The 18,634-nt window shown below is 69.5% G+C and carries 16 protein-coding genes; 7 read left to right on the top strand and 9 right to left on the bottom strand.

The window, feature by feature from the left end:
• Positions 1-86 precede the first annotated feature (86 nt).
• From OHA77_RS20765 to OHA77_RS20785, 5 genes are read right to left on the bottom strand one after another with little or no spacing between them, the layout of a single operon-like run.
• Positions 87-2,924 carry a DUF5682 family protein gene (locus OHA77_RS20765; RefSeq protein WP_406311247.1) on the bottom strand — a complete coding sequence of 946 codons (2,838 nt, stop codon included), beginning with the start codon at positions 2,922-2,924 and terminating at the stop codon, positions 87-89.
• Positions 2,921-4,036 carry an AAA family ATPase gene (locus OHA77_RS20770; protein ID WP_406311248.1) on the bottom strand — a complete coding sequence of 372 codons (1,116 nt, stop codon included), beginning with the start codon at positions 4,034-4,036 and terminating at the stop codon, positions 2,921-2,923. Before OHA77_RS20770 ends, OHA77_RS20765 begins: the two co-directional genes overlap by 4 nt.
• 11 nt (positions 4,037-4,047) lie before the next feature.
• Positions 4,048-5,517: a VWA domain-containing protein gene (locus tag OHA77_RS20775; protein ID WP_406311249.1), complete on the bottom strand. Its 1,470-nt coding sequence runs from the start codon at positions 5,515-5,517 to the stop codon at positions 4,048-4,050.
• Positions 5,514-6,935: a hypothetical protein gene (locus OHA77_RS20780; protein WP_406311251.1), complete on the bottom strand. Its 1,422-nt coding sequence runs from the start codon at positions 6,933-6,935 to the stop codon at positions 5,514-5,516. Before OHA77_RS20780 ends, OHA77_RS20775 begins: the two co-directional genes overlap by 4 nt.
• The gene (locus OHA77_RS20785) at positions 6,935-7,438 is read right to left on the bottom strand and encodes a hypothetical protein (RefSeq protein ID WP_406311252.1); all 504 of its coding nucleotides are present in this window, start codon (positions 7,436-7,438) and stop codon (positions 6,935-6,937) included. The genes OHA77_RS20780 and OHA77_RS20785 overlap by 1 nt, the downstream gene beginning before the upstream one ends.
• Positions 7,439-7,766: 328 nt before the next feature.
• Between OHA77_RS20785 and OHA77_RS20790 the strand changes: the two genes are divergently transcribed.
• A complete protein-coding gene (locus tag OHA77_RS20790; RefSeq protein ID WP_406311253.1) occupies positions 7,767-8,843 on the top strand; it encodes a polysaccharide deacetylase family protein in 1,077 nt (358 codons plus the stop codon).
• A 28-nt stretch (positions 8,844-8,871) separates the two neighbouring features.
• Here OHA77_RS20790 and OHA77_RS20795 read toward each other — a convergent pair whose 3' ends face one another.
• Positions 8,872-10,146 carry an MFS transporter gene (locus OHA77_RS20795; protein WP_406311254.1) on the bottom strand — a complete coding sequence of 425 codons (1,275 nt, stop codon included), beginning with the start codon at positions 10,144-10,146 and terminating at the stop codon, positions 8,872-8,874.
• A 128-nt stretch (positions 10,147-10,274) separates the two neighbouring features.
• On the opposite strand from OHA77_RS20795, the gene OHA77_RS20800 reads away from it, so the two are divergent.
• Complete coding sequence (locus OHA77_RS20800) at positions 10,275-11,030, top strand: class I SAM-dependent methyltransferase (protein WP_406311255.1); 756 nt, start codon at positions 10,275-10,277, stop codon at positions 11,028-11,030.
• Positions 11,031-11,064: 34 nt separating this feature from the next.
• On the opposite strand, the gene OHA77_RS20805 is transcribed toward OHA77_RS20800, so the two are convergent.
• Entirely contained in the window at positions 11,065-11,547 is a 483-nt protein-coding gene (locus OHA77_RS20805; RefSeq protein WP_406311256.1) for a metallophosphoesterase family protein, read from the bottom strand.
• Positions 11,548-11,808: 261 nt separating this feature from the next.
• Entirely contained in the window at positions 11,809-12,942 is a 1,134-nt protein-coding gene (locus OHA77_RS20810; RefSeq protein WP_406311257.1) for a PucR family transcriptional regulator, read from the bottom strand.
• A gap of 158 nt (positions 12,943-13,100) precedes the next feature.
• On the opposite strand from OHA77_RS20810, the gene OHA77_RS20815 reads away from it, so the two are divergent.
• Entirely contained in the window at positions 13,101-13,946 is an 846-nt protein-coding gene (locus OHA77_RS20815; protein ID WP_406311258.1) for an acetylxylan esterase, read from the top strand.
• Between the two features lie 104 nt (positions 13,947-14,050).
• Here the strand turns inward: OHA77_RS20815 and OHA77_RS20820 are convergent, their stop codons facing one another.
• Positions 14,051-14,824 carry a methyltransferase domain-containing protein gene (locus tag OHA77_RS20820; protein ID WP_406311259.1) on the bottom strand — a complete coding sequence of 258 codons (774 nt, stop codon included), beginning with the start codon at positions 14,822-14,824 and terminating at the stop codon, positions 14,051-14,053.
• A 28-nt stretch (positions 14,825-14,852) separates the two neighbouring features.
• Here OHA77_RS20820 and OHA77_RS20825 point away from each other — a divergent pair, with 28 nt between their 5' ends.
• The 4 genes from OHA77_RS20825 (at position 14,853) to OHA77_RS20840 (ending at position 18,513) form a co-directional block, all read left to right on the top strand.
• The gene (locus OHA77_RS20825) at positions 14,853-15,278 is read left to right on the top strand and encodes a MerR family transcriptional regulator (RefSeq protein WP_406311260.1); all 426 of its coding nucleotides are present in this window, start codon (positions 14,853-14,855) and stop codon (positions 15,276-15,278) included.
• A gap of 229 nt (positions 15,279-15,507) precedes the next feature.
• A complete protein-coding gene (locus OHA77_RS20830; RefSeq protein ID WP_406311261.1) occupies positions 15,508-16,026 on the top strand; it encodes a hypothetical protein in 519 nt (172 codons plus the stop codon).
• Between the two features lie 195 nt (positions 16,027-16,221).
• Complete coding sequence (locus tag OHA77_RS20835; protein ID WP_406311262.1) at positions 16,222-16,794, top strand: DUF6461 domain-containing protein; 573 nt, start codon at positions 16,222-16,224, stop codon at positions 16,792-16,794.
• 537 nt (positions 16,795-17,331) lie between these two features.
• Positions 17,332-18,513 carry a hypothetical protein gene (locus OHA77_RS20840; RefSeq protein WP_406311263.1) on the top strand — a complete coding sequence of 394 codons (1,182 nt, stop codon included), beginning with the start codon at positions 17,332-17,334 and terminating at the stop codon, positions 18,511-18,513.
• Positions 18,514-18,634 lie beyond the last annotated feature (121 nt).

The raw sequence follows: 18,634 nt of genomic DNA on the forward strand, positions 1-18,634 counted from the left end.
TTTTCCTCGTCCGGGCGACGGGGATGACGACCGCCGGCCTCATCTGTGGCGGACCGGGGTCGCCGTCCTTCATGGCGGTGTGGATGTCAGCCGGCGGATCGCTGCGCGAGCAGTTCCGCGACGGCCTCCACCGCCTCGGGATGCCGGACCAGCAGTGCGCCCGCCTCGCCGTGCCCGGATCCGCCGACGGTGTGAACGGCCGACTGCCACCCGGCGTCACACCCCAGCAGCGCCGCCACGGCGTCGCATGCGGCCGGATGGCCGGCCAGCAGCTCCGCCACCGGTCCGGCCTGTGCGGGCACCGGCCCGGCCGCCGCCGGCGCCGTCCGTGCCTCCCACGGCGGCACCCACGTGTCGACGGCGGACAGGTCGGCGGGGAACGTGCGACCCGCCTCACGGACGAGGGCGGGCACCAGCTCTGGTGCCTGGTCCCGCAGGGTCGTGATCAGTTTGGGCAGCCACGGAAGGAGGACGGCGTCCGGCAGCCGCCCGAAGGCCTTGGACATCACCTCGACCACGAAGGGCGCCAGTGCCGGGACCGGCTCCAACGCCTGTACGAACCCACTCAGGTACAGCGGGAACGCCGGGATGACGAGCGGGTTGGCCAGCAGTTCGTCGCACCGTGACCGCAGTTCGGCCAGCGGCAGCACGCCGAGCCGGAACCGGGCGGCCCACAGCAGTGACACCTTGGCGGTCGCCTCGGGGTGCGACTGCCGTACCGCGATTTCGAGCTGGGCGCGGTCGCATCCCAGGGACAGCGCGAAGCTCTCCAGGGAGAACAGGAATCCGAGCATGGCGGCCACCTGGCGGACACCGGTGTCCTCGTCCACGAACGCGGTCGGCAGCAGCGTGCAGTAGTGCGCGTACCCGGCGGTGACGAAGTCCTCGCACCACGCGGGCAGCACCGGCTCGGTGGCACGGTAGTGGGCCAGCAGCCGGCGGATCCGGCGCAGCACCTCGGGGGCGTCGTCCACGGTGCGCTCGGCGGCCAGTAGTTCCACGGCCCGAGCGCCGAGGTCGTCCACGATCCGCCGGCTGCCCAGGTACAGGATGGCGTCCTCCACGGCCGCGAGCGCGACGGCGGCGGTGGCCTGGGGCTCCCACACGGTACGGCGCAGGCGCTGCTCCAGCACCTGCTCGACGGTGACCCCCTCGTAGCCCAGCTCGATGATCGACCGCTGGTGGCGGCCGATCTCCAGGTCCCAGCTCTCCTGGATCGACCGCTCGCCCAGCCGACGCTCACCCATGATGGGACGGACGGCCCCGCCGGGCAGCAGGCGGCGCAGTATCCACAGCAGGTGTGAGCAGGGCACCAGCTCCGGCTCGGCGTCGAGGTTCAGCAGCGCCCGCTGCACGGTGCGCTTGGTCAGATCGAGCCCCAACGGCTCCAGCCGGTCGTACACGTCGCGGGCCAGCGGTGGGAGGGCGTGATAGCCGACCTGGCCGATCCGGTCGCCGCCGAGGAGGATCTCGCACAGGTGGCGCACGTCACGGCGGCCGGGCACCACGTCCTTCTCGATGCAGGTGACCGCGGCGTCCTGGAAGTCGTAGGGCGTGGGACGGCTCCGGTTGCGCATCCCGGCGAGCAGGATGGACGTCTCGAACACGGCGATGGCGTCCGCCGTACTGGCCAGGTAGCCGTTGCGGCGGGCCAGCCGGACGATGTCGACGCACCATCCCAGCAGCTCGGCCTCGTCGAGGTCGTCCAGCGCGGGCGGGTCGGCCAGGAAACCGGACAGCCGGTCGGTGACCGGCGCCGACGGGGTGAGCGCCGCCGGCCGCCGGCGCTCCGCGCGTTTGCGGCCCCCCTGCTGGCCTTCGAGCCGGAAGGGCGTGACGCCGGAGCGCGTCACCGCCTTGGTCCAGGTCGCCTCGGCGATCGACACCGAGCCGGAGGCCAGCCCGAACTGGGCCTCGATGGCGGAGTGGCTGGACGGGATGAGCCCGTACAGCCAGTGCGTGGCCGTCCGCGGGCTGATGTCGTAGGCCGGCGACTCCGCCGCCAGCCCGAACTGCTCGACCCGGCTGGCCGCGTGGAACGCGCCGCACACGTACAGGCACTGCGCGGGGTCGGTGTCCGATGCGGCGAGGTGCTCACGCATCCGGGTCCACATGTAGCGCTCGCGGTCCTCGTCGCGGGCCAGCCGGTCACCGTCTTCGGGGGCCAGCCGCCGGAACAGGCTGCCGATCAGCACCATGACCTGGCGGTAGGTGTCGTAGTCCGCGCCGGCCAGCGGCTGTTCCACATACTGGTCCCACCACTCGGACCAGTGCCGGACCTTGCCGTGGTGGAGCAGGTGCGTTTCGAGTTCGGCGAAGCGGGGCCGCAGGTCGCCGATCTCGATGCCGACGGCGTCGCCGTGCAGGACCGGGTTCTCGCCGTGCTCGCCGGCCTCTCCGGGGGGAGCCGGGTCCGCACCGTGGCCGGTGGTCCCGGGCTCGGCCGGGTCGCGTGGCCGCCACTGGAAGACGTGGTCCGCCGAGCGGTCCACCAGCACCAGCTCGACCCCCGGCGTGTCGAGGGCGTAGGCGATGGCCTGGTACTCGGCCGACGCCTCGGTGATCGGCGCCACGACGCTGAGCGGCCCCCACTCCGGTGGGAAGCCGTCGAGATCGGTCGCGAACGCCTGCAGCGCCACGGGCAGGCGGCAGTTGCGCAGCTCCTCCAGGAGCGGCTGAAGATCTTCGCACAGCTCCAGGTAGATGACCGTGGGCCGCTTCTCGCTCAGGCGCCGCGCCATGGCCAGCGCCGAGGCCGGCGAGTGGTGGCACACCGGGAAGATCTCAAGCTCCTCGCGCAGCGCCCGGTCGACGTCGTCGACCATGCCCGACAGGATGCCGGGCAGGCCGCTCGGCGCGTCGGCGAAGGCGGTGGCGGCGTCGAGCAGCTGCTGACGGAGGGCGCCGAAGGTGCCCGGACTCATGAGAGCGTGGCGATCGCCTGGCGGCCGCCTTCGAGGAAGCCCTGCCACGGCCCGCCGTCCTTCTTGCTGCGGGGCTCGACGACACCGTGCCAGTACTTGTTCAGGATGGCCAGGTCCTCCGGGGTGCGGCGGGCCAGGGAGCCCACCAGCGAGCCGGCGAGCGTCTCCGCCCGCAGCGTGCGGTCGCCGAAGAACTGGCTGTGCAGGATGGCGTCCTCGAGTACGCCGATCTGCTCGGCCGTGGACAGCGCCGATTCGAGCTTCTCGTCGTCGCTGGTGGCGGACGCCGACGCGGCCCGCAGGTCGGCGAAGCTCTGCAGCAGGACGTCCAGCAGCGTGGGCGGCAGATCCAGCTCGATCCGGTGGCGGTTCAGCAGTTCCATGGTCCGGAACCGGACGATCTCCGCCTCGCTGCGCTTGTTCGTCACCACGGGGATCCGGATGAAGTTGAACCGCCGCTTCAGGGCCGAGGAGAGATCGTTCACACCCCGGTCCCGGCTGTTGGCGGTGGCGATGATCGAGAATCCGGGCTGGGCGAACACGATGCCGTCGTCGTCGAGCTCGGGGATGGACACGTACTTCTCGGAGAGGATGGAGATCAGGGCGTCCTGCACGTCGCTGGTCGACCGGGTCAGCTCCTCGAAGCGCCCGATCACGCCCTGCTCCATCGCCGTCATGATCGGCGAGGGGATCATCGACTCGCGGGACTGCCCCTGGGCGATCACCATGGAGACGTTCCACGAATACTTGATGTGATCCTCGGTGGTGCCGGCGGTGCCCTGGACGACCAGGGTCGAGTTGCGGCAGATGGCGGCCGAGAGCAGCTCGGCGAGCCAGCTCTTGCCGGTACCCGGGTCTCCGATCAGCAGCAGCCCGCGGTCGGACGCCAGGGTCACGATGCTGCGCTCGACGAAGCTGCGATCGCCGAACCACTTCTGCGGGATCTCGCGGTCGAGGCCGTCGGAACGCTCGGAACCGAGCACGAACAGGCGCACCATCCGGGGGCTGAGCCGCCAGGAGAACGGCTTGGGGCCGTCGTCGATCGACTCCAGCCAGTCGAGTTCGTCGGCGTACTTGACCTCGGCGGGGGCACGCAGCATCTCGTCGGTCATTCGCGGATCTCCTAGGTGAGGAAGCTCTTCAGCTCGAACACGAGTTTGCCGATGTGGCCCGAGATCACGGGTGTGCCCAGGTCCTTGAGTCGCTGGCGGAACCACGGGTCCACGCTCTGGTGTCCCGAGCTGTTCACCGAGCCGACCGGGATGAACTTCACTCCCGAACGGTGCACCGCCTCGATGCCCTCGAACAGTGGCTGGGACCGGCCGAACTCGTAGAAGTCGGAGATCCACACCATCACGGTGTTGCGCGGGTCGATGATCTTCGGCCGGGCCATCGCCATCGCGACGGGACCGTCGTTGCCGCCCCCGAGCTTGGTCCGCAGCAGCACCTCGAACGGGTCGTGGACCCATGGGGTCAGGTCGAGCGCGCGGGTGTCGAAGGCGATCAGGTGCACGTCCACCTTGGGCAGACCGGCGAAGATCGACGCCAGGATGGTGCAGTTCACCATCGAGTCGACCATCGATCCCGACTGGTCGACGACCACGATCAGCCGCGACGGCGTGGTCTTCCTGGCGGTGTGCCGGTAGTAGAGCCTGTCGACGTAGAGCCGCTGGTCTTCCGGGCTCCAGTTGGTGAGGTTCTTCCAGATCGTGCGGTCAAGGTCGAGGTTGCGGAACACCCGCTTCGGCGGCACCGACCGGTCGACGGTGCCCACGCTGGTCTTCTCGACCTGTGTGCGCAGCACCTCGGCGACCTCGTCGACGTACCGGCGGATCAGCGCCTTGGCATTGGCCAGCGCGACTCCCGACAGGTTGGCCTTGTCCCGCAGCAACTGCTCGATGAGCGACATGCTCGGGGTCAGCCGGGCGGCCAGGGCCGGGTCGGCCAGCACCTCGCGCAGGCGCATCCGACGGACGAGGTCACCCTCCAGGCCGGCCAGGACACCGGCCAGCTCTCCCGCCCCGGGATGGGCGCGCAGCTGACCCGGTTCCGCGCCGAGCGCCTGCTCGAACCAGCCGGCATCCTGCTGCCATCGGGCCAGGTCGGTGGCGGTGACGTCGCCGGCTCCGGTGGCGAACACGTTGAGCAGGAGCTTCGACACCAGGGCCGCCCGGCGCACCTCGTCCGCGCCGGCCCGCTCCACCGGACCATCACCGGCGGTCACCGGCCCGGCGTCCTCTCGCGCGGCGTCCTCCTGCCCGGCATCCTGCGCGGCATCCTCTTGTGCGGCGCCGCCCTGCGCGTCCTCGTCCCTCGGTGCGGCATCGCCGTCCCGCCCGGCGTCGCCCTGCGGGACGTCCTGCGGAGCCAGCAGGCCCCGCAGTTCGGCGCCCAGTTCCGGGAAGCGCTGCACGAGGTTGTCCACCGAAACCGACGGGTCGAGCAGTGCCGCCGGCAGCCCGATGGCGTCGACGACGGCCATGCTCGCCGCCTCCAGCGAGCGCTGCTCCTCGGGGTCGAACAGCCGCGCCAGCAGGCGCCAGTAGAGCACCTGGCGCCGGTTCTCGTCGGCGCCGATCCGGGAGTCGCTCATTTCCTCAGCAGCCGTCCCGCCCGCTCGCGCAGTACGGCCACCGCGTCGCCGGCCCTGGCCTCGGCCTTGGCGGCCTTGGGATCGGTGGGGCCCAGCGCCCAGTCCCCGTTGTGCGCCTCCACCGCCTTGCGTTTCACCGTCGCCTGGACCCCGAGGGGCTGCAGCATCCATTGACCGCCGTCCCAGCGGATCAGGCCGATACAGGCGGAGGAGGCGGCCACCAGCGCGGGCGTGAGCGGACCGCAGGCGGGCAGGCGGTCGGTGTCGACGGTGAGGGTGTTCCCGTCCAGGTTCAGCGTGACCGCGGCAGAGTCCTTCCCGGTGGTCGCCGTGTAGCCCTCCACCAGCACGGGTTCGGCGATGCGCACCGGGTGGCGGTCCAGGGGCGGCACCGCCGGGGCGAGCGCGCCGGCGAGCTGGACCCGGGCGGCGGCGAACGGGTCGACGGGCTCGCCCGCGCGGGCCCGGTCGTCATGCCACACCAGGTCGCCGCTGCCCAGCAGGGGAAGGTCCGTGACGTCCAGGCTGCGGTGCTCCGCCAGCGCGCCGAGCAGCACCGGGAACCCGCTCAGCAGCCGCCACAGCGACGGGCCGACGATCGTGTCCACCTTCGCGGCGGCGACGCTCGTGCGCACCAGCCGGGACGGCATGCCGCCGCCGGGCTCCAGGATGCCGTGGACCTGCATCTGCACCGCGGTGTCGTGCTCGTGCACGTCGACGCCGAGGATCAGAAGCCGGCCCGACACCGTGCCGGCGGCCCCGGGACCGCCGTACCGGCCACCCGGCTGCGACAGCAGCAGCGCTCGCGTCCACAGGTCGGCCCATCTCCGGGCGGGCAGCCGATCCGCCGCCTCGACCGGGCACGACGCCCGCAGTTCGGCCGCCAGGCCGTCGAGCAGCACCGCCAGCCGACGCAGGCCGGGTTCGGCCAGCAGCGCCTCGATCGCCTGGCCCGAGGCGGAGACGAGGTCGTGGTCGACGCCTCGCCAGCCGGTGATGGCCAGCTCGTGGAGCCAGGATCGGCACCCGCCGAGCAGGTTCTCCGCCCCGGCCGCCGACGACACCGGCGGCACCGGTTCTTCCCACGGCACCCGGGTCCGCCCCAGCGCGGTGTCCAGGCGGCCGAGCAGGGCGTCGTGCACCGCGCCGAACAGTGCGGCCCGCCCACCGGCCAGCGCCGTCAGGTGCTCCTCGGCGATCGAACCGGCGGCGATCTTCCCGGCCGCCTCACCCGCCGGTCCGCCGAGCGGGCTGGCCACCAGGGCTCCGGCCAGCGCGGCCAGCGCCGCGGCACGCTCCTCGCCGAGCCGGGCGAACCCGTGCACGAGGGCGTCGTCGAAGCCCGTCACCAGGTCGAGGGCCTCCCCGACTCCCGACGGGGCGCCGTCGAGGAGTTCGGCCAGTTGCACACCGAGCATCAGCGGACCGCCTCCGTGGCCGGGAACCAGTGCAGCTCCGCGATGGGCTCGGTGGTGTCCGGCAGCTCCAGGTAGGCCAGATGGCGGAGAAACCGGCTGAACACGACGGCCGCCGGGGTGCGCTCGGGCCCGCCGCCCAGACGGCTCGCCAGCTCGGCTCCGGATGACATGCCGTCGCTGACGTCGACACGCAGGTAGCGGGCGACACGGCCGATGCCGTACTGCAGCACGGCCTCCGCGATGAGCGCCTGCAGGTGCTTGCACGGTGCGCCGTACAGCCCGCCGCACGGCCGGTTGTTGTTGGTGCTGCAGTTGTAGGTGTGGGTTCCGGCGGTGACCGATGAGACGTATACGCGGGCGATGTCCGAGCCGCTGGACACGACGCCCTGCAGCCGCCCGTCCGCCAGCTCGACGAAAGGCACCTTCGCCAGTTTGCGGGGCTGAACGGGGGACACCACCCGTGCTGAGCTGCGCTGCTCCCACGCGGTTCGGTCCGCGTCCATGGCCCTCGACCTCCAGCTCACCAGCTTGGGGACATCTCCCGGCACGGTGGCATCTGCGCGAACGGCCGGTTCGTGATCGAGAAATTTACCTCATTACCGACTTATCCGAAGCCTGTCCCTCCGATGCCCGTCCGGGAACGCCTACGGAGCCGCCGTCGCCCCGCTTCCGGAGCGGTCCGCAGGGGCCGGGCCCGTGTTCCCGGGAAGCCCGCCCTCGGGCAGCGGTGAGCCGTCCTCCGAGACTGTGGATCCTGTCGTCCAGGTATGAAGCCTTTGCCTAAGTCGGAGATCGATCCGCAGGTCAGCGGGGATAAGGATCTTAACGTCTGTGCTCTGGGGGGATTCGATGGGCCTACTGAGGGTGAGCCGGATCGGCGTGGTGGCCGTGACGGCGGGTGTCGTGCTCGCCGGGTGCGCACAGAGTGAAGATCCACAAGCCAAGAAAGACGCCGGTATCGCCGCCGCCAAGGCGTCCGCAGCAGGGCAGGCGGCCCTTCTCAAATCGAAACTGGCGGCGGCCGCGAAGATCCGCGCCAACGAGCTGGGCGAGATCCCCGTGCTCATGTACCACCGGGTGATCGACAAACCGGGCACCCAGGACGACCGCACCCCCCAGCAGTTCCGCACCGAACTGGAACGGCTGGCCAAGGAGGACTACGTTCCGATCACGGCGGCCGAGTACGTCAGCGGCCGGATCGACATCCCCGCGGGACGGCACCCGGTCGTCCTCACCTTCGACGACTCCTCCCCGTCGCAGTTCGCCCTGGACGGGATGGGCGTTCCCAAGCCGGGCACGGCCGTCGCCATCCTCCAGGACGTCGCCAAGGCCCACCCGGGGTTCCGCCCGGTGGCCACGTTCTACGTGACCCGTGACCTGTTCGGGAAGACGGCCCCCGAAGAGCAGACCGAGATGTTGACCTGGCTCCGCGACAAGGGCTTCGACATCGGCAACCACACCCGCGACCACAAGAGCCTGGGCGGCAAGCCGGAGAAGCAGGTCAACGCCGAGATCGTCGCGGGCCACGAGCTCATCACCAAGCTGATCAACACCAACCCGGTCACGCTGGCACTGCCGTACGGCAACCAGCCGAGTACCAAGCAGTGGGGCCTCAAGGGCACCTCCGGAGGCGTCTCCTACAACTACGGCGGAGTGTTCCTCGCCGGGTACACCCCCGCGCTGTCGCCGTTCAACAAGAAGTTCGACCCGCTCGGCATCCCGCGCATCCGCTCGATGGACAAGACCGGCGACTGCGCGAAGTTCTGCTCCACCGCCTGGCTCGACTGGCTGAAGACGAACCGTGACGAGCGCTACACCTCCGACGGCGACGTGAAGACGGTCGCCTTCCCCAAGTTCAAGTCGGCTTTCCTGATCAAGCGCTACACCGACCGCGTCCTGGCCTACTGATCCACGTCGTCGGGTCCGGGCCGCGGTGTCAGTGGGACAGGGCCTTCTCCGCGAGCTCCGGGGCTCGGAGCCCGCGGGTTTCCGGGGCCTGGAGCCGGCGGACTCCCGGGGAGAGCAGCGCGGCCAGGGAGGCCAGGACGACGACCGCGGCACATCCGAGCAGCGCAGCCCGCGGACCGATCGTGATCGCCAGCGGCCCGGCCACCAGCAGGCCCACCGGGCCGAACATCAGAGAGCCGAGGGCATCGTAGGAACTGACCCGCGACAGGGACTCGGGAGGGATCTCCCGCTGCATCGTGGTGCTCCACAGCACCCCGAAGATGTCGAAGCAGACACCCATGACGACCGCGCCGAGGACGACCGTCCACAGCGGGGCCCCCAGACCGAGCAGCAGGTACGGCAGGGCGGTGGGCACGGTGAGGACCGTGCCCAGCAGGATGGGACGGCGGGGCCGTAGCCGCATCGCGATGAAGACGCCACCGATCATGCCGACCGCCTCACCCGCCAGGACCGCCGACCAGGCGGGCGCCCCGCCCAGGTGCTCCTTGGCCACCAGCGGTCCTAGCACGCCGTGCGCCGCCTGGACGGCCATCACCAGCACGGAGAACTGCGCGACGACCACCCACAGCCACTGCCGGGAGACGAATTCCCGCCAGCCGTCGCGCAGGTCCGCGATGACGGAGTGGTTCCCGGCCGCACCGCGCTCCGCCGGGGTGAGCCGCAGCGCGGCGACGAGCACGGCCGCCACGGCGAACATGAGGGCGCTGACGGCCAGCGCCCAGCCGCCACCGAGCAGGACCACCGTGGCCCCGCTCAGCACGAGCCCGGCGACGCGCGCGCCGTTGGCGCCCAGCCCCAGTACGGCGTTGGCGGTCTGCAGCCGGTCGGCGGGGACGACGTCGGGGATGATCCCGGTCAGGGCGGGGAAGAAGACCGCCATCGCGATGCCGGTGACCGCCGCCGCCGTCATCAGGGCGGGGAGCGGGGTCCACCCGGTGAGCAGCATCGCGGCGAGACAGGCGAACGCCACCGCGTTGAGCACCTCGCCGGCCATCATCACCCGGTGCCGGGGCAGCCGGTCCGCGATCACTCCGCCCACGAGCATGAACGCCACCATCGGCACCGCCTCGGCGGCCAGGACCACCGACAGCGTCGTGGCCGTCGAGCCGGGCAGCCCGAGGACGCCGAAGGCGAGGGCCACGGGCGCGAAGGAGCTGCCCAGCATCGAGATGGTCCGGGTGGCGAGCAGCAGGGCGAAGCGACGATCCCGGAGCATGTCGAGATCGCGACGGTAACTCTGCACCTGCCGACTCCTCACGGAACACCAGAAGAGGCTCCATCCTCCCGCCTACCGGCAGGAATGTCGCGTCAATATCCGGACGTGCGGAATCCTGTTGCACAATCCCGCAGACGTCTGACAGCTTGGAAAGGATGAAGCGGACATTTGATGAGCTGGTCGCCGAGGCCGAATCCGTCTCCGTCGACGGCTGGGACTTCTCGTGGCTGGACGGCCGTGCCACCGAGGAGCGCCCCTCCTGGGGGTACGCGCGGCTCATGGGCGAGCGGATGGCGCAGGCGACGGCCGCGCTGGACATCGAGACCGGCGGCGGGGAGGTGCTGGCAGGGGTGCCGCGGTTCGCCCCGCTGACCGTCGCCACGGAGTCCTGGCCGCCGAACGTCGCCCGGGCGAGCGAACGGCTGCGTCCACGTGGCGTGGCGGTGGTCAGCACCGGTGACGAGTCGCGGCTCCCGTTCGGCGACGGGGTCTTCGACCTGGTGGTCAGCCGCCACCCGGTGACCACCTGGTGGCAGGAGATCTCACGTGTGCTCCGGCCGGGAGGGACGTACTTCTCCCAGCAGGTCGGCCCTCGGACCATGGCGGAGGTGACGGAGTTCTTCATGGGCCCGCAACCGGCCGGTTCGGCACGCGATCCCCAGCTGGCCAGGGCGGCGGCCGAGGCCGCCGGGTTGGAGGTGGTCGATCTCCGGCCGGAGTCGCTGCGCGCCGTGTTCCATGATGTCGGCGCCATGATCTACTTCTTGCGGAAGGTGATCTGGACCGTCCCGGACTTCACGGTCGACCGCTACCGCACCGAGCTCAGGGCCCTCCACGACCGCATCCAGACCGACGGCCCCTTCATCGCGCACACGACCCGGTTCCTCATCGAGGCCCGCAAACCGGCCTGAGGGAAACGGGAAGGCGACGCGCGCCGGACCGCCGTCAGGTGACCGGGACGATCCTGGCCTCCAGGAGCGAGCCGTGCTCGATCCGCAGCAGGCCCAGAGTGCCCCGTGGCTGGCGGCGCCGGTCGGTCGGCGACCCGGGGTTGAAGATGCGCAGCCCGTCGTCGTCTTCGTCGAGCGGGACATGGGAGTGGCCGAAGACCACCAGGCCGGCTTCGGGGAAGCGGCGGCGCATCCGGCCGAGCCGTCCCTTCGCCGGGCCGCTGTCGTGGATCATCCCCACGCGCAGCCCGTCGAGGTCCAGTTCGAGCGTCTCGGGTGCCGTGATGTCGGGTCCGTCGTTGTTTCCCTTGACGGCGTGGACCGGCGCGTAGGCCGCCAGCTCGTCGAGCACGCCGGCGACGCAGACGTCACCGGCGTGCAGGATCAGATCCGCACCCGGTAGATACTCGGCCACCCCCGGTGGACAGGACTTCCACCGCCGCGGCGCATGGGTGTCGGCGAGCACCACCACTTTCACGGCCCTCTCCCTTCTCCGGTCCGCCGGCGGACCGGACCGGTCGTGATACCTCCCGCCATGGACAGCGAGCCCCGAAAAATACTGAAACAATTGTATTAATATGCTTTTTTCAACATTTCATACGCGCCTTTACGAAATAATCTGCCAGCTTTATATAAAGCGCCGACAGCATGGCCATTCACGGCGGACATCCGCCGACCGGCAACGGCCGTCAGGCGCCTTCCGCGCCGGGGCCGTGGCCGGTGCGGCCGGTGCCACCCGTCAGGCGAGGTCCCTGGCGGTGAGGGCCGCTTCCAGCAGGCGCGCCTCGGCGGGGACGGTGAGGTCCAGGCCGGTCAGCGCGGTCACCCTGTGCAGCCGGTAGTCGAGAGTGTTGCGGTGGATGTGCAGGTCCTGGGCGGCCCGGCGGCGGTTGTGCCCGCGGTCGACGAAGGCGCGCAGCGTGTCGATCAGATACGGGTGGTCGTTCAACGGATCGAGCTTGGCCGCGAGCCTGGCGAGTCCGGCCCCGGGGCGGGCCAGTTGGTATTCGACGAGGACGTCGTCGAAACGGTAGAGGCCGGGCGAGCGGCCCAGGCGCCGGACGATCGCCATGACCCTTCCGGCCTCTTCCGCGGCCTCGGGGACGAGACCCGGCCCTGCAGCCCGGGCGGTGGTCGCGATGACGGACCGGCCGGTGGCCTCCGCGACCCTGGTCACCAGAACCGGCAGCTCAGGTGTCCCCGACAGCAGCGCGACGCCTCCGGTGTGGTCCAGCGCGGTGAGCACCGGCGTCCCCGTGTGGGCGTCCAGGGCTGACTGCACGAGCCTGACGGTACGGCGCGCAGCCGGGGAGGCCGCGACGAACCGGATCTCCAGCACTTCGTAGGCGGGCGCGACCGTGACCCGCGCCGCCTCGGCCAGCTCCTCGTACGGCTGGCCGGACAGCAACGCCGTGACCAGCGCCCGCCGTACCTTGCCCTCCTCGCTCCGGATGTCCTCCTGCGACTGCAGGTGGGCGATGGCGACCGCGGGCATGGCCGAGCGGAGGCAGCCGAGCAGATCCACTCCCGCCTCGGCCAGTCGGGCGTGCTCGGCGGTCTCCGCCAGGGCCCGCCACCAGACCTCGGCGCTGATGAGATAGGCGGTGAGCGCGGCCTCCAGCGGGACGCGCTCCTCCGCCCGCCGCGCCGACCACGCGATGAGTTCGGTCAGGTCACCGGGGTCGAGGGCGTCGCCCTCCCGCAGCGTCCGCAGCATCAGACCGAGCACCGCCGTGACCGACCGGCTGACCTCCCCGTCGAGGATGTCCCGGGGCTGCTCCCGGTAGAAGGGAATCTCGGCCGCGCATCGCGCGACCACGACCGCGGTGAGCTCCCGGACCCGTGGAGCCATTCGGGCGTGCAGGTCGGGCATCCGGGGATCGTCACATCGCACAAACCCGGATGTCAATCATTGCCGCGAGTGCGGAGAGACGGCGGGCGTTTACCCGTTCAGGATGTGCGATCAAACGAGAAGTGCGTCCGGCGTAACGCGCGGTTCACTTCTCGACGGCCTCGGTCAGGAGACCTCCCGTGCATCGAAGACTGCTCGTCCCGCTGATCGCGCTCGTGCTCGCCCTCACCACCGTGCCGCACCCGGCCGCCGCCGACACCGGGTTCCCCTCGGTGGGACGGAACTGGGGCGCCCCCGGGCCCTACGCCACCGCCGTGGACGTGGGCGCGATCACCACCCTCTACTACCCGCGGGACATCGCGCAGAGCCCGCGCCGCCATCCGGTGATCATCTGGGGGAACGGCACCTTCGCCTTCCCCGTGGTCTACCGCGAGCTGCTGCTCCACTGGGCCGGCCACGGCTTCATCGTGGCCGCCGCCAACACCCCCCAGTCCAACCTCGGCATCTCGATGCTGGCCGGTATCGACCTGCTGGCGAACAGAGACGCCGACCCGGGCAGCATCTTCCACAACCGTGTCGACCTGAGCCGCATCGGCGCATCCGGCCACTCACAGGGCGGCGCGGCCGCCATCGTGGTCGGCGACGACTCCCGGGTGGACACCGTTCTCCCGATCCAGCCCGGTCCGCTGGCCAATGTGAACGCGGTGGACGGCCCGATGTTCGCCCTGGCCGGACAGTACGACAGCATCGTCTGGCCGACGCTGGTCAAGGCCTTCTACAACGACGCCGACCACATCCCGGCGATCTACGGCGAGGTCAGGGGCGCCGACCATTTCACCGTCGTAGGTGATCCCGGCCCCTTCGCCGCCCCGACGACGGCGTGGTTCCGCTTCCAGCTCATGGGCGACGAGGAGGCGCGCGGCGAGTTCTTCGGCGCCGGATGCCGCATCTGCTCCGATACCCGGACCTGGTCCGATGTCCGCCGCAACCCCCTGGCGCTCCAGGTGCCGGGCGCGACACCCTGACTCCCATAACCTCTACGGCCTGGCGGGCCGGGCAGCGGTCCACACCGGATACCCGGTGCGGACCGCCGCGCACCCGCCAGGCCGCTCGCGCGCCGGGCCGGCCGTCAGGGGCGGCGGGCCGCGGCGACGAACAGCGGAACCGCCACGAAGAGCCGCCCGTCGCGGGCTCGCCCGGCCTGGTCCGCCATCCAGGTGCCGGCCTGCTCGGAGGTGACGGCCCCGGTGGAGCGGGCGGCGTCGGCGAGCCCGGAGAGCATGGGCATCATCAGCGCGTCGGTGAAGACGCCGGTGCGCACCTCGACGGTGACGTCGTCGAATCCGGCGGCGAGCAGCAGATTGCGGTAGCCACGGGCGGCACGGGGAGCGGTGATGGTGTCGGCGCGGGCATGGACGACGGTCCGGGTGAGACCGGGATGGTCGGAGTCGACGACGAAGGTGTCCCAGTCCTGGCCGATGAGGACGACACGCCCGCCGGGGGCGAGCACCCGCCGCGCCTCGCTGAGCGCTCCGGCCGGATCACCGAGCTCGTGGTAGAGCTTCTCCGCTCGGTAACCGGCCAGCTGCCCGTCCTGGAACGGCAGCTCGCAGGCGTCGCCGAGCCGCAGGTCCAGATCGGGACGGCGCCGGCGGCCGAGGGCGACCATCTGCTCGTTGACGTCGACACCGACGGCCTGCACTCCTCGTTCGGCCATCTCGGCGACGGCCCGGCCCACACCGCAGCCGACGTCGACCACGGATGTCTCCGGCGCCAGATCGAGCAGCTCGTAGGAACGGGCACGGAGCGCGACCGAGCCCGGCAGCGCGTCGACCGCGTCGAGCAGGCTGATCAGCCCGCTGACGGGGCCGTCCTCTTGAGGAATCACTGTGTTGTTGGACATGCGTTCGAGGGTGCGACTTAATGTCGACATGAAGTCAAGCGGGGACGAAACGGTGATGGGTATCGGTGAGATCGCCCAGCGGTTCGGCCTGGCGACGCATGTGCTGCGGCACTGGGAGTCCATGGGCCTGCTGGCCCCCACCCGTACCGAGGGCGACCGCCGCCGCTACGGCCCTGACGACCTCTACCGGATCGCGGTGATCCTGCGCGCCAAGAACGCCGGCTTCTCCCTTGACGACATCCGAGAAATGATCACTACTGGAGATCCGGCCGTACGGCGCGGCGTCCTGCGTCGCCGACAGGCGGACCTGACCGAGCGCATCGCCCGGGCGCAGGCAGCTCTCGGCCTGATCGAATGCGCCCTGAGCTGCGACCACGATGATTTCACCGGCTGCGCCCACTTCCAGGCCGCGGTCGCCGAGCGGATCGGAATGGACCCGGCCGTACGGAGCTGAACCGATTCCCGGAGCACACCGGGTCGGCCGGCTCCGGTCGATCACGATCCGGGTGATCTATTCCCTGGTCAAGGGGGCGTGCGGCAGGCGTCCACGGTAGGCCGCGGATCTCGACTTGCACAAAGTTCAAATTCCACTTGCACATAGTTCAAGTGGTGGTCTAGATTCTCCTTGAACTTAGTGCAAGTCGAGATCGGCGCCGGAGAGCGCCCCATCAAGGAGACCAGCCATGAACGCTTTCGTCGCCACCATGCAGATCCTCGTCGCCACCGCCTTCGTGAGCATCCCCCTGGTGCGCCACCGCTACGGGGCCACCGCGATGGCGAGCGCCGAGGCGGAGCTGCAGCGCCAGGGGGTACGGACCACCGTCCTGGCCGAGAACGGGATGCGGTTCGACGCCGGCGGCCACGAGACGTGGGCTCCGGTCTCGATCGCCGCGGTGATGGCGGCGACGGCCGTGGTGAACCTGTTCGACGGCTCCTGGGCCGAGCCCCTGACCTGGGTCTTCCAGTCGATCGTGCTGATCGTCAACTGTGTGATCCTCTACAGCCAGCTGACCGCCGTGAAGTCCGTACAGGCCGCCTTCGCCCGCAAAGACGACCCGATGCTCGCCCGCATCGACGTGCCGACCCTCCTCAAGGCGGCCGAGGACGGCTTCCCGTCCTGGACGTGGACCCTGCAGAACGTCCGCCACACCGTGGTGTTCGGCGCTTCGATCATCGCCCTGGCAGCGACCTTCATCGCCTGAGTGCACCCAATGCCATGAGCACCCGTACGGATGCGTTAGGCGCGGAGTCACGACAGAGAGGATGAAAAGCTCACTGATCGTTGGGATCCTGAGTTCACTCTGGCCAGGGGTACGTCACGCCGCATTGCGCCCAGCCTCATCGGCCCGTGACGACCGAGTTCTGTGTCTGTCGGTGGCAACTGACAGCATGACGACATGACTATGCAGCCTCTCGATATCGCTTGGCTCTGCGGCGAATACTCCGAGGAGTGCTACAGCTTCATCTACATCCGTGCCACGCCTGAACAGGTGGTCACCCGCCTCAGCGGTCGATGGGAGGACTTCACGCCGGGCCCCTTCCCCGACGACCCGGATCACTACCCACGTCCCGGGGAGCCTCTCGGCGTCACCTCCATCGGCGATTGGACCTTCGTTTTCGACCCTGACTGGCTCGGCACCCGTGAAGACGTGATCACTGAACTTTCCGAGGACACCCGCCTCGTCTCCCAAGCCGCACTCGCCATCAAGGGCATTGACTACTTCTACTGGTGTGAGAACGGCGAGATCCGATTCTGCTTCGGAGCCGATGCCGAACATCCGACGGAGACCCCGGACGAACTCGTGGACACGATGACGGAGATCGACAGGCTCTACCCATCCTTTCCCCCGTTCTACGAAGGGCCGGCTTTCCTGCTCGTCGAGCACCTGACCGGAATCAGGGCGACGGAGCAACTGCTGAAGGGCTCCACGTTCATGTGGGGCGTCGTCCCAGAACCAACCAAGTCGTAACGTTGGCCAACAATGAACGTTTTTCGTCTTGCCTCGGCCCTTGTACGGCACCAGCACGCGTGGACCTGCACCGACGTGGGCCTTGTCGGCCAGGGCGATAAAACCGCAGGCGTGCAGCCGGCGGATGAGACCCCAGATCCGGGCCGCCTTGAGATCATGGACTGAGCCGGGCAGAGAGGCCCGCGCAGCCGAGTGTGAATGGCTCCACGTCGACTTCGCCGATGACGTGAAGGACTTCTACTTCGGGGCCTACGGGTTTCAGCCGACACATGCCGGCCTCATCGCTCTGTAGCCAGGCACGACACGGCAGCCGTTTTCCGGCCCGGGGTCCGCAGCAGCCCTGCGACCTGTGTCGTCAGGATGAAATGGGCTCAGTACTCCGTTCCTCATTGGAAACGCAGATCCACTGACCCGGAAAACCGAAGACGGGAAAAGCCGCCCTCCGGCGACCTCGGGTTCTCGACCGGCCTGTCCGCGATCTCCGTCAAGGACCGCCCGATCCCAGCGATCATGTCATAACTGCGGCATGATCAAAGAGTGACGCAGCGGAGAAGCGCGATCCGATTACTGGCCAAGGCCGTCATCGTCTTTTTACTGATCTGGACACGGGGCAGAGAAAACCGGCACCGTACTCGTCCGACGGTGACACAGCCGCCACCCGCCGCTTCTTCACCTGGTCCACATGGCGGGCGAAGAAGACCGCGACCGATTCGCCTCTGGGGAAACCCGAGGCTGGCGGGGGCCGTCGTCATCACAGCGGTCAGCGCCTACCTGGCCGCCACAGGCTGGATGGCGTTCCAGGAATCGACGCCCCCCATCCCGTCCAACGGCTACAACGGCGCGGTGATGCTGGTGATACCCGAGGGAATCGAGCACGTGGACCTGCATGTGAACGGCTACTTCGTTTACATCCCCGATGGCGAAAAGCAACAGAAGTTGGACCAGTTTCCGGTGCCAGGTCAGGAGAGCCTGATGGTCAGTGTCTTCCTCACCATGAGCCTGCCGAAGGGCATGAACTGCGCGTACTCGAAATTCCTCCTGAGCGGCGACGCTGTGGTACAGGATGATATTGATTTATCCACCTCTCAGAAACTGGTGCAGTCAGCGAAATATTCGGTCGTGTTCCAGAAGAGCTGCTCCGACAACAGGCTGGGCAACCGGCCTGTTCAAGATTTCTTCACCTACCGCGCCAAGCGCAGCATGGTGTCGGTCGAGGGCTATCGAGCCGCAGTGAGGACGCCCGAGGTCTCCATCGTCCAAGGGCCCGCAGAGGCGCTGAAGCCGTCACCCACGATGCCCGCCGTAGCCTTGGGCGGTTTAGCGGGAGAGGCCCCCGAAGGCTGGACGGCGAAAAAGAGCATACTTCTGTCATCCAACGAGGTGGAGGTCAAGTCGGGCACCCCTGAAACCGTGGACCGATACCTTCAGTGGACGGACGAAGGCCGGGATATGCCCATCCTGGGATTCGATGCTGCGGCGAACAGGGCAACGGTCACCTATCTGCCGGGTGAGGCAGAGGCGACCCGTCGACTTTTCATCGCCGGCGCGTTACTCGGACTCGTGGGCGGATTGATCGCATGGGCAGGCCAACTGGTGCTGGACTCCCTTTTTCGGCGACGCGAGGACGACCCACCGCACTCCCGCGGACCGTACCCGCAGCACGGCGAACCGGGAGCGCAACGGGCTCTTGAACCTGATCCGCCATCTCGCCGTGTGTAGCGCGCCGTCCGGCGGCAGTCACGAACTGCTGGACCGAACGCGCTCTGTCCCGACACCGCGGCGCCGGCCGCCACCCGGTCCCGCCATAGGCCGGGGCGGTGCGGCAGACCCCGGCACCCGC

The sequence above is a fragment of the Streptosporangium sp. NBC_01639 genome (assembly GCF_045209755.1).
Lineage (GTDB): Bacteria > Actinomycetota > Actinomycetes > Streptosporangiales > Streptosporangiaceae > Streptosporangium.